At 33.6% G+C, this 9,602-nt stretch carries 10 protein-coding genes and 1 pseudogene; 4 read left to right on the forward strand and 7 right to left on the reverse strand.

Annotation, left to right across the window (positions count from 1 at the left end; translation table 11 throughout):
- The first annotated feature begins 24 nt into the window (after positions 1–24).
- Positions 25–648: a TetR/AcrR family transcriptional regulator gene (locus DET63_RS09555; protein ID WP_113936540.1), complete on the forward strand. Its 624-nt coding sequence runs from the start codon at positions 25–27 to the stop codon at positions 646–648.
- Positions 649–774: 126 nt separating this feature from the next.
- Here the strand turns inward: DET63_RS09555 and DET63_RS09560 are convergent, their stop codons facing one another.
- A complete protein-coding gene (locus DET63_RS09560; RefSeq protein WP_113936541.1) occupies positions 775–1,428 on the reverse strand; it encodes an MBL fold metallo-hydrolase in 654 nt (217 codons plus the stop codon).
- 66 nt (positions 1,429–1,494) lie between these two features.
- A complete protein-coding gene (locus DET63_RS09565; RefSeq protein ID WP_113936542.1) occupies positions 1,495–1,902 on the reverse strand; it encodes a GNAT family N-acetyltransferase in 408 nt (135 codons plus the stop codon).
- Between the two features lie 456 nt (positions 1,903–2,358).
- Here DET63_RS09565 and DET63_RS30595 point away from each other — a divergent pair.
- A pseudogene (locus tag DET63_RS30595) lies at positions 2,359–2,481 on the forward strand (MarR family winged helix-turn-helix transcriptional regulator); the annotation flags it as partial.
- A gap of 482 nt (positions 2,482–2,963) precedes the next feature.
- Here DET63_RS30595 and DET63_RS09570 read toward each other — a convergent pair.
- From DET63_RS09570 to DET63_RS09585, 4 genes are all read right to left on the reverse strand, one after another.
- The gene (locus DET63_RS09570; protein WP_113936543.1) at positions 2,964–3,467 is read right to left on the reverse strand and encodes a GNAT family N-acetyltransferase; all 504 of its coding nucleotides are present in this window, start codon (positions 3,465–3,467) and stop codon (positions 2,964–2,966) included.
- A gap of 305 nt (positions 3,468–3,772) precedes the next feature.
- A complete protein-coding gene (locus DET63_RS09575) occupies positions 3,773–4,300 on the reverse strand; it encodes a GNAT family N-acetyltransferase (RefSeq protein ID WP_113936544.1) in 528 nt (175 codons plus the stop codon).
- An 85-nt stretch (positions 4,301–4,385) separates the two neighbouring features.
- Positions 4,386–5,210, reverse strand: coding sequence for an alpha/beta fold hydrolase (locus tag DET63_RS09580; protein ID WP_235661808.1), 825 nt, complete (start codon positions 5,208–5,210; stop codon positions 4,386–4,388).
- Positions 5,211–5,677: 467 nt separating this feature from the next.
- Positions 5,678–6,163, reverse strand: a complete 486-nt coding sequence (locus tag DET63_RS09585; RefSeq protein WP_113936545.1) for a DUF2798 domain-containing protein — start codon at positions 6,161–6,163, stop codon at positions 5,678–5,680.
- Between the two features lie 225 nt (positions 6,164–6,388).
- Between DET63_RS09585 and DET63_RS09590 the strand changes: the two genes are divergently transcribed.
- On the forward strand, positions 6,389–6,991 hold the full coding sequence (locus tag DET63_RS09590; RefSeq protein WP_113936546.1) for a DUF2441 domain-containing protein: 603 nt from the start codon (positions 6,389–6,391) through the stop codon (positions 6,989–6,991).
- A 33-nt stretch (positions 6,992–7,024) separates the two neighbouring features.
- Positions 7,025–7,978 carry a nucleoside hydrolase gene (locus DET63_RS09595; RefSeq protein ID WP_113936547.1) on the forward strand — a complete coding sequence of 318 codons (954 nt, stop codon included), beginning with the start codon at positions 7,025–7,027 and terminating at the stop codon, positions 7,976–7,978.
- A 164-nt stretch (positions 7,979–8,142) separates the two neighbouring features.
- On the opposite strand, the gene DET63_RS09605 is transcribed toward DET63_RS09595, so the two are convergent.
- A complete protein-coding gene (locus tag DET63_RS09605; RefSeq protein ID WP_113936548.1) occupies positions 8,143–9,009 on the reverse strand; it encodes an MBL fold metallo-hydrolase in 867 nt (288 codons plus the stop codon).
- Positions 9,010–9,602: the final 593 nt, after the last annotated feature.

Consider the following 9,602-nt stretch of genomic DNA (forward strand, 5'->3'; position numbering starts at 1 on the left):
AATAAATGTCAGGAGCGAATGTATTTGGATCAAAAACAACGTCCTCTCGGAAGGCCTCGTCAAAATAAAAATACAAAGTCTACAAAAGAAATCATTTTAGAAGTTGCAACTAGGTTATTTCTCACTCAAAATTATCAAGTTGTTTCGATGGATGAGGTCGCGAAAGAATGTGGTGTTACAAAAGCAACCGTCTACTATTACTATTCAACAAAAGCGGATTTATTTACCGCTACTATGATTCAAATGATGGTACGAATAAGAGAAAATATGGATCAAATACTCTCTACGAATAAAACCTTGGAAGCAAGATTATTGAACTTTGCTACAGTATACTTACACGCAACGATGGATATTGATATGAATAATTTTATGAAAGATGCAAAACTTTCTTTATCTGAAGAGCAATTAAAGGAATTAAAAAATGCCGAGGATAACATGTATGAAGTGTTGGAAAAAGCGCTAGATAACGCAATTCTCCTTGGAGAAATTCCTAAAGGAAATCCTAAATTTGCTGCCCATGCTTTCGTCGCTTTATTATCAATCGGGAATTTTAAAGATGAGAATCACAACCCTACTCTTGCAAATATAGATGAATTAGCAAAAGAAATCGTTTCGTTTTATTGGAATGGATTAAGTCATCAAAATTAAATTGATTATATTTAATAAAGAGCACATTTGAAATTCCTTCAAACATGCTCTTTATTAATTTAAGGGTTTTATTTATATACTAGCAATTAGATTATACTTTAGCACCGATTAACAAAAAATTCTTATCTACAGCTTTTGAATTTGTGCATTTATATTCCCCTTACTTACTCCACCATGGTAACAAACTACAGAATCAATTTCTAGATTTAAATACTTCTTCAAAGAATTTTGCGCTTCTTTTATATCCAAAGTAGTTGGGGCATGAATTCCACCTAAAATTCCGTTTACGCTATACATTGAATCCCCAGCGATAAGAGTTTTACTTTGTCTCAAATATAAACTAATATGACCAGGAGTGTGCCCTGGGGTATGAATAATAAGAATACCACCGCAATATGGAAGTTCTTGGCCGTCAACCAAAGTATCATCCACTTTTCCTTTCGGAGGATTCTGTACTTGTGCATCCTTCAACAAAGGTAACTCCCCCTCGATATACGGCTTATCTAAATCGTGAGCATAGACTTTTATATTACTTCCACAGTTTTGTAATAGTTCAGGAAGACTACCTATATGATCTATATCTTGATGCGTCAAAATCACGGCTTTTAGTTTATCAAACGATACTCCAACCTTCCCCATCTCTATTCGTATATCTTCAATTTGTCCAGGAAATCCAGCATCTATTAAAACTGCCATTTCATCATCCCATAAAAGAATTGGGTGAATAATATACTCTTGAAATTCAAGATGTAACATCTCTACCCCTTTAGCAATCTTCATAACTTTATGCTCCTTTATGATAAAGTTTGAACATATGTACAAGTACACCGAAAATATAAAGCCCCGCTATCTTATAATATGTTTTGTCATTCCAATAGAGAATGCCTTAAACCCTATAGATTCATAGTAAGATTGCAGATTTTCTACACACATAAGTTGGGGAATAACTTTGTTTTGTTCACAGTGCTGGATTAATCGTCCCACTATTTCTTTTCCAATGCCCATGGACTGATATTCTGGCAATACACATACACCGCAAATAATACCCGTTATTACACCATCTGATATTACTCGTCCCATCCCAATTAATTGTTGCTCCTTAAAAGCATATATCACATACCAACTTTGTTTACACATTTGCTCTAACTCGTTAACCGATAATTTAAGAGAATTCCATCCTAAAGATTCATACATAGTTAATAATTCATTGAAATCTTTAGGGGGTTCAATCGTGTAATTTAAAATAGTTTTCATGTAAATACTCCCTATCATCCTTTTTGTTTTATTCCAAAAAAATTTTGACCGTCGTTAAACTGACTAGAACAATACTTCAATAAGAAAAAGAAGGCATCTCACCATTGTGAATTACCTTCTTTTTTATAAATCCATCATTATATTATCAACCAAAAATCATACAGCTACATACGATAAGAACAAACAAAACTAATAAACTATTTGAGAAATAACCCATAGAGTACTACCCCTTTATTTCATTATGTAAAAGATTTTACCATAAAATTATTAATAGTATAATGACCGAAAAAGACATTGGCTTCATTAGTTTTTTATGTATAAAGTAATATTTTATAATCTTTCTATTCACCGCTCATAAAAAACTTTAACTTTTCCTCTACTGCATCTCTCACGATTTACATAACATTGATATTAGTAATAAAATAATTACTAAATTGATAAAGGACACGAAAAATAATGACTAATAAAGAATTAACAAACGAATACATGAATTTATTATTAAATATGTCAGGTACTTTTAAATTATTATCAGAGAAATCCACTGAATTTACACATTTAGAGCAACACATAGTTGAGTATACAAAAGAAGACCTCGATTTTATTAAATTCATATAATAATCTATAGGATAGTTAGTCCATTATGAGGGCAAATTATTCTTTTTATTTACATAATGAATGAAATAAGTAAACAATAAATATTTAGTTTAATCAGTATAATAAAGATATATAACTTGAAACGTTCGATTGGTTTTTGGAGGAGGACAAAGCCTCGGTGCGAAGGCAGTACTCCGCTTTCGAGGACATTAAATAAAAAATCCTAATTTGATTAGAGGCAGCCTTAAAGATAAACAAAGGACGAGAGAGTGTTTTAATGAGAGTTCACGAAATACCCATTGTTAATAAAAAGGCTTATCTTTTACTGAATGTGGAAGGAGAACATGCTTCAGTTATAGTTTGTCACTATTTGGATTATAAATCAGTTCTTTTATCTTTATCTGGATTCTCGCCCAAATTAATGACCTCTTCTCCTTTTCAATAGTTTCGAGTTAGGTCCGGGATTTCTAAAGGTCGCGTACGTTCCAAACAATCTCACCGCGCTCGTCCCACGTACTGTGATGCCTCTTAAATCCTATCTTTTCTAACACCCGGAAGGACGCAACATTCCAAGCGCCTACAGTCGACCAAAGTCTGTGGCGCCCCGTAGCAATCGCAGCGTCCAGAACAACAGATGCTGCCTCAGTCGCATAGCCTTTGCCATGAGCACTGCGGAGCAACTCGTATGCGATCTCCGGCTCTTCCAGTGTGGAACGACCGATAATCAAGCCACAGTATCCGATGAAATCACCTTCGTCTCGTCGGCGGATAGTGAGAAGGGAAATACCATTTTCGACTGCCCTCTTACGCATCTCGATAAGCTTGCTACCAACGGCGTCAAGGTTTGGCATATCCACACCACGTTCGCCAATTAATTTTCTCATCCAGACTGAATCGGATTCCTCCCACATACTCAGATCAAGTCGTTCAGTTTTCAGCTGGAACTCCATAGCTTTAAATAAAGCTGTCATAGTGGAAACCTCCTAGTTATGTCACTGCACTCATAATAGCTTCGCACCTCATCACCACATCAGGTTGGAAACCCGGCTATTTTCCAACTCTCGCGAGAATTTATAGCAACAGTGTACAAAAAATTAGTGTTATTTTATGCATGGGTAATTACCCTACAAAATAGACCTTTTTATCAAACTTTTTTCAAAACTAACTATAATATAAAGGCAAAAACATACTATACATATCAAATAGGTCCTTGCCTTTACTTTTATTGACTTCAACAACTATAAACTAAATTTAATTCGGACGAGGTCTTTTTTACTTATCTTTCAACTAAGCTAATTGCTAACTCACGTTTGTATCGAATAGATGTGAAACCTTCGCCTACAGGTAGCCCATAAGCTGGTCTTCCATCTTGGTATTTAAATCCAACTGCTTCATAAAATGGAATTCCCATATCATTATCTTTTGCAACTGAAACCCATTGTTCTTTTGCACCACGTTCAATTTGATTATTTGTAATTATAGAAAGTAATTCTGTACCAATGCCTTCTCTTTTTCTATTTGGATTTAAATATATTACAAATAACTCTGCTGTCTCTTTACCAGTGAAACCACCTCCACCAGCACCGAGTATTTCTCCATTATCACTTGCAACAAACCAGCCATTCCACTCTTGGCTAATATTTAATATTTCACTTCTCACTCTTTCTTCATTGTAAAACTCCTTGATCGTACTTTCTATGTATTGCTGGGGCAACAAACCTGGATATGTATTTCTATAACCGTCTGAACACACTTTAATAATCCCCTGTATATCTTCCACTCTTGCTTTTCTATATTCAATCATATTGCATCCTCCCCAATTATAAACAAACAATTCATTTATTATATAATTAAACATTCAAACAATTAATCCTATTCGTGTTTTTATACTATATTTCTAAAAACTCTATAATCGTTTCACATACATTATCTGTCTCTTCGATATCTGGAAAATGTGCACTATTTTCAAATATAACAAGTTTACTATTTTTCATATGACTCGTTATCCTTTTACTCATTTCCACACCAGTATTATAGTCATACACTCCAACAATGACACATGTATCTTGTTCCAAATCATTAATGCGCTCAATAAGCGGTACAATTGATTTCGTTTCAAAAATAACTTTACTCATCTCCCCTGTATTATTTAAATGACTTTCTTCCCAAAGACTACGATTTAACTTTGCAAATTCGTGATTTTTAAACAATAGCCGATCAACAACTTCAGTATCAACAATGTTCCAAACTTGATTATTTTTTTCTTTCAAGGAGATTTCCGACTTACTAATTATAGATATTTGTTCTTTCATTTTCCCTTCCGTTACTTTTAGGAACCCTTCTATCTGCACATTATACACTTCATCATAATCGTCTAATAATGGTGCCTGTAATACCATTTTCTCAACTGCTTCTGGGTATTTTAAAGCATACTCTAAACAAAGTTGTCCACCAAAAGAATATCCTAACAAATTTACCTTGTTTATATTTAATCGCTTTCTTAATTCCTCCAAATCTCCTGCTAAAGTATTTATAGAATAGTCATTATCATCTTGAGGTGCCCCACTACGCCCACATCCTCTTTGTTCATAATAAACTACCGTTAAATATTCTTCTAACCTCATTCCCAAAGTTCTCTCAAATACGTAATGATTACCGCCTGGACCTCCATGTACAATAATGAGAGGAACTGTATTATGAGCTGTCCCTGCAATTTTATACTAATGTTTAATATCAGATATATCTAAATATCGTTCACCATCTTTTAACATATAATTAATCACTTTGCGTCTCTCCCTTATGTATAATGCCCTTACTATTAGACTTTCATTTTTAACTAACTACTAAATGTATTTTATCCCACCACAAATCGAGATCGCATTCACTTATATTTTTTCTTTACATACTTAACTCTCTCCTTTAAATTGATATTAATTTTTTTACAGGTGAATAATCGCTACATTTCCCCATATAAATTCCAAACAAATATTACAACAAAAGCTGTACCCTTATACAAAAAAGGTACAGCTTTTTAACAACATACACTAAGAGGTTTATTATCATAACTAAATCACTTTCACATGACTTCAATAATTCATTTGTTTACATGCATTTCAAATTCTTGCGATACATTGAATCTATATTATTGTTTAATTTTTATAATCGAATAAAATAAATTTAACTACGCTACATTAACACCTTTATTCTTCAAAACAAACTTTCCAAATAAGAAACGTACAAGAGGTCCCATTATTATTAATTGAAGTGGGTACGCCATAATAAAATTTTTAATAAAGACCGAGAAATAAATTGAAATGAATGAGTCACCATGTAACCCATTATGTAAATACATCATAGCCATTCCGTAAAATGACATAAAGAATACCATTCCGATTACCATTGTTGTTGCCATCGCAATAATCATGTTTACTTTTTTTGATTTATCAAATGGTAATGCAAATACAATCTTTTTCGCACATGGTCCAACGATACATATTTCAATTAATAGCGCAATAATAAATCCAATTATTAGTTCTAATGCGATCTCCTTAATATGAATTGGCCCTCCTGCTCCATTCATTAATAAATTGTAAAACGTCATAACGATAACCATCCCGAGGCACATCATCATACCAAATTGGAGGTTTTCCTTTCTTGTTGTTGGCAATTTTCATCATCCCTTCTCTTTGAGTCTTTGTCATTATATCGATATTGGAAACTCCTTCGTAAGTGAACATTTTGTGAACATTTTTAAAGCGTTTACGTGCATTTCTTTCACTTTCCACTCGAATCCTATCCCACTCTATAACTTTATGATTATAAAGGTTTTATATATTTCAATGTTGAATTACTAAATTTAACATTGAATTACATTACTACTAGGAGGATAACCATGAATGACACAAAATTTTACGTATACCACATCGTTACAAGGAAAAAAATGAATATTGGACAAATCATTCATTTCGATAAAAATCAAACTAATACCCTCTATCACTTCTTTTTTGAAAGAGAACAATTAAACTCTAACGGTGAAGATGGCATAAACATTTTAAACAATCATTATAAAAGTGACGGATTACATATAAATAATGAAAATGCTAAAGTAGTTATGAATTATATAGATCAAACAATTAGAGCTGTTAGAGAAACGATTGTAGAAATGGTTAGACTGCAAGAATTTCCTGAATATCCGTCAAGGTTGTCTTGCTTATATGCTGCCAAAAGCTATGAAGATGCTTTGAAATGGAAAGCTTTATTTGATTCTTATAATCGAGATGTTTTGCAGATTGTTAAACTACGAGTGATCGGTAGTTCTTTTGAAGGTGACGGAAGTCTTTTACCGAAAGAAGATGGTATTCCTTTCGCTCAAAAAATGGAACAAGCTAGAGAGTATTGGAAAGGAAACGTTAGAAATGAACTTCCTGAGTTACTGATTAATGGGAGAATTGAAGTGGTGGAAATTATTGATGATTGTTCATCAATTAAAATTTAATTCCTGGTTAAATATTAAAGAATGGAGATTAAAATGATGAAAAAAGTGTACTTCAATCATGATGGTGGTGTAGATGATTTAATATCACTATTTTTACTACTCCAGATGGAAAATGTAGAGCTTACAGGTGTTTCAGTTATTCCTGCAGATTGTTATTTAAAACCAGCGATGTCTGCCAGTCGTAAAATTATAGATCGCTTCGGCAAAAATAATATTGAGGTAGCAGCATCAAATTCCCGTGCGAAAAATCCATTTCCAAAAGATTGGCGGATGCATGCATTTTATGTAGATGCTTTACCCATTTTAAATGAGTCTGGGAAAGTTGTTACACCTGCATCAAAAAAACCTGCACATCATCATATAATAGAGACTCTTCTACAAACTGATGGAAAAACAACTTTATTATTTACAGGGCCCCTAACTGACCTTGCTCGTGCACTATATGAATCTCCAATAATCGAAGATAAAATTGAACGTCTCGTTTGGATGGGCGGTACATTTCGTACTGCAGGCAATGTACATGAGCCGGAACATGACGGAACAGCCGAGTGGAATTCATTTTGGGATCCCGAAGCAGTAGCTCGTGTTTGGAATGCTAATATAATCATTGATTTAGTAACTCTAGAAAGTACAAACCAGGTTCCGCTAACTATAGACATACGTGAACAGTGGGCAAAAGAGCGTAAATATATTGGTGTTGATTTTCTTGGTCAATGCTATGCGATGGTCCCCCCTCTCGTTCACTTTTCAACTAACTCTACCTACTATTTGTGGGATGTATTAACTGCTGCGTTTGTTGGGAAAGCTGATCTTGCAAAAACAAAAACGATTGCTAGTATCGTTCATACATACGGACCCAGCCAAGGACGTACAGTGGAAACTGCTAACGGAAGACCAGTAAATGTCATTTATGATGTAAAACGTGATGCATTCTTTGAATATATTACTGAATTAGCTAAAAAAGCTGCTAATCACAACCAGTGTTGAAAGCCGTATAAACCCAGTTGATGAGCCAGCAAAAAAATTTAGAAATTGGTTGGGACTAAATATTTAATTATTAAAAAGAGTATTGAATTAATTTTCAATACTCTTTTTGTGCAGTTTAATTATATTCAAATCAGAATAAGCTTCAATCTGGTTTGAGTTAGGTTTTACAGATTAACCATTTCATAACCATTTACAAAGTACGTTATTGTTTCTAGCTCATCTTCATTTAATTCTCTATCTAGTTCTTGTTTATATGCTGCCTTTATCTTCTCTTCATCGCCTTTATGAGTTTCCGTATAAGTTCCTACTGTTTTTAATAAACGAATCTCTCGCAAAAATTCATTTCGATCTATAGCTTCCCCATGTGAAAGAATATAGGTTTCGGCATCAAATTTCTCTAATTCTTGTATCAGTTTAAACGTTCGTTTCGTTGTATAGTTCCGCTTTGCAGAAAAGATATCTGCATATATACAGTCTCCTAAAAACAAAATCTTTTCTTCTTTAATATAAATAACAACAGAGTCATGTGAATGGTCTCCGCCCACATGCTTTAACACACATGTCACATCACCAAGGTCTAATTCAAGTTGCTTCTGAAAGGTTAAGGTCGGCAGAATAATTTGAATATTTCTTGGTTGTTCAATGAACTCTTTTTTTATACAGTCCGCACAAAATTCAATTTCTGTGCCTTCTTTTACTCGTGTGTCCAACGCGTCATCTGTCCATTTATAAGAAACTAGTTTCTGCATCTCTCTTTTCGTTTCAGAATGCGCAATAGATAATGCACCTTGTAGTACAGGTAATCCAAAAATATGATCCCAGTGCCAATGCGTTAATGCTACAAAATCAGGATTTGAGATATTTTGCTCTTTTAGCATTTCTAAAAACAATTGTGCATGTGCTTCTGAATTACCTGCATCTATCATCAAAGTCTTTTCATTTCCAATGACCATTCCTAATATAGGTCTATCTGTTTCAGAAACAGGTGTCATATACCAAAATGAGTCTCCTATTTTTTTAATTTGCTGCATAACTATTGCCTCCATTTTATGAGTGTGTAACAATTTCCAGCCGAGAAAATTCTTTATTTTGTATTTTGATTACTAATAAATAACAATGTCAGAAAAAATCATTCTACATTTTTTATTATCTAGTGAAATACAAATACTAATTTTGACAAGGGAATCCTTTCTCAACATTTGTTACTTTTAATCTATTTTACGCTACGAATTTACATTTAAATTATATTACAATTTGTATAAATGAGATACATTTTACAATATCGAAGGGGTGTTGAACCTGGAATGCAAAGGAACCAATCATACCCTATTTCGGTAATGTGTTAACAGGTAAAAAGTTGATCAATGAATTTAATAAGGAGGGCTACCATGTTATCAGCTGAGTCAACTATCCCCACTGAGATGAAGCGTTTCAGTGGGGGCTTGAGTTAGAACGCTAGGTCTTTTCATCTATCACTAGACAGTTGACGCTCTAGCATTCATGCCACCTCACAGTAACACCCCAAGTATGTTTTTGGTTGGTACTAGAAACGAATAATCGTTTCCCCACTTGCACCACCCTTTCGAAAAAGAGCAGTTCTTCCTTATAGAAGAAGCCACCACTC

The organism is Bacillus sp. DB-2, assembly GCF_003315125.1.
GTDB lineage: Bacteria > Bacillota > Bacilli > Bacillales > Bacillaceae_G > Bacillus_A > Bacillus_A mycoides.